This is a genomic window from Prevotella sp. P5-92 (genome assembly GCF_002251245.1).
Classification (GTDB): Bacteria; Bacteroidota; Bacteroidia; order Bacteroidales; family Bacteroidaceae; genus Prevotella.
Genome location: NZ_NPJG01000022.1, coordinates 1 through 2,191, shown reverse-complemented (window position 1 = coordinate 2,191; position 2,191 = coordinate 1). Strand labels below are relative to the sequence as shown.

The following is a 2,191-nucleotide window of genomic DNA, read 5'->3' as shown; positions in this document are numbered from 1 at the left end:
ATCTAAGTAGGTCTGCGGGGTTTCCCCCGCTTTCCCCTTCAAGAACCGTGCATGCGACTTTCGCCGCACACGGCTCGTGTAATTCTGTTAATTATCTCTCGTTCTAAATAATCGGCTCTATGTGCTGTCATGCACTGCATTTGAGCGGGCGTGTACGGCTTTTTGTTTCTTGTCGTTGCTTGAAGTATTCGTCGTATCGTGGGTCAAACGGATTGGCTTTCGACCTTATCTTCGTGTAGCGGAGTATCGGTGTGTGGGTCATTTGGATAAGGCGATAGATTTTCTCCCTGCCTTTCTTATCCTTGCCCTTTGTTCCAAATATCCATCCACGTTTCCCGTCGTGTTGCCAATACTTCTTCTCTATCCACTTCAACGACTTGTCATGGTGTCTTCTTATCGACCATCTCCTCAGTTGGAGGAAGATTATGTGGTCGAGCTTGGAGAACACCTCCTTCGAGGACACATATCTGTAATAGTTCGCCCAACCGCTTATCTTGGGGTTGAGTTTGCCAATTACATCCGTCTGCTTGGCTGAGCGCATTTTGTATATTACTTCATGCGTCGTCTCAGCAAACTTCTTCTGATTCTTCTTGCTCGGTTTAATCAGCAACATGCCGTTGCCATACTTCCGTATGTTGAAACCGAGGAAGTCAAAACCATCCTTGATATGTGTTATCAGCGTCTTTTCCTCTGAGAGTTCCAAACCTCTGTCCTTTAGGAATACGATTAGCTCTGACTTTATCTCTTCAAGTACCTCCTTCGTATCGCCAGTGACGATGAAGTCGTCTGCGTAGCGTACGAGGTTTACCTTGTTGGAGTAGGTCTTGCCGTTGTCCCTTCGGGTTGAGTGTTTGGCTACCAATGCCTCCATCCCATCAAGTGTGATGTTCGCCAGTGTCGGGGAGATTATTCCGCCTTGGGGTGTCCCCTCGTCGGTCATGTGGAACACATTCTTTTCTATCACTCCCGCCTTAAGCCACTTGCGGAGCATTTCCTTGTCGATTATGACATTGTCAAGCAACCATTCGTGGCTGATATGGTCGAAGCATCCCTTTATGTCACCCTCAAGCACCCATTGAGCCGAGGTCTTCTTGTGAAGGCACTTGTATATCTGGTCTATCGCATCCGCACATGAGCGGTATTTGCGAAAACCATAGGAGTTGCCGTCAGCAAGTGTCTCTGCTATGGGTTCAAGTGCCATTAGGAAGAGGGCTTGCATAGCCCTGTCCTTGATGGTAGGGATTCCGAGCGGGCGCATCTTGCCGTTTTTCTTCGGTATGAAGACACGGCGAAGAGGCTTTGGCTTGTAACCCCTCGTTGTCAAAGAGCTGATGGCTTTGTAGCGTCTTATGGGAGTGAGCCAGGTTTCCTTGTCAACCCCAGCAGAGCTACCGCCCGAGTTTGATGTCACGCGTCTCACTGCCAATGCCTTGGCGGAGAACGAGCTAATCAAGATGCGTTGGAGAGATTTCACCTTTCCAATGCGGTTTGCCTTTAGAGCCTCTACTATTCTGACTTGCAGCTTGCGTACCTCCTTCTCACACGACACCCAGTTGATGGTCTGCCATGCGGTCAGTGCGGCTGAGGATGCACACTCGGCTTGCGCCTCGTCCAATTGTCGTTTCTTCATTTACACAAGTTCTACATTTCATTTCGTAGCGAATTACCTGATGGAAGTCTGCCCGCTTTCGCGTGGGGTGATGTCCCAACCCCTATCCCCGCCATTACAGAGGGGCATTCGCTTTCTCCATCGTCATTTACCTACAAGCCGTTCGGTCGCTCTTGCGATTGACTTACCTGTTCCCATAATGAGATGAGGAGACCTATAGGCTTACCATGTTCCGTACGGATAACTTCGACTGATTTAGGACCCGCCTTTCCACCGGTGGTGCGACATCCGTGTGGCTATTACAAATACATAGCCAACCTATCCACTTGCCGTTTTGGCATGGCTCATAAACATCCGTGAGCCAATTCTTTGTTACGATGGTTGGTAACGGCGGTTACTTTACGTTGTCCTTGTCAGTCAGCCTAACAGCTGCGTCTTGTGATGTTCAAGACCTCGCCATATTGTCCCGAAGGCTTCGCACCCAGTCGTTGCCAACTACGCACGCTTCGGTAGGCTGCTCTTAACGGAATAAGAGGTTCATTAGTTTCAAAGAACAATTATCTGTACGACTTCATGTCGCAA

At 49.1% G+C, this 2,191-nt stretch carries 1 protein-coding gene; it reads right to left on the bottom strand.

The window, feature by feature from the left end:
* Positions 1–127: 127 nt before the first annotated feature.
* Positions 128–1,630, bottom strand: a complete 1,503-nt coding sequence (gene ltrA, locus CIK99_RS02680; RefSeq protein ID WP_094379510.1) for a group II intron reverse transcriptase/maturase — start codon at positions 1,628–1,630, stop codon at positions 128–130.
* Positions 1,631–2,191: the final 561 nt, after the last annotated feature.

Bases quoted from the DNA above. Each gene is read 5' to 3' on its own strand.
- ltrA (WP_094379510.1), bottom strand. From the start codon at position 1,630: ATGAAGAAACGACAATTGGACGAGGCGCAAGCCGAGTGTGCATCCTCA.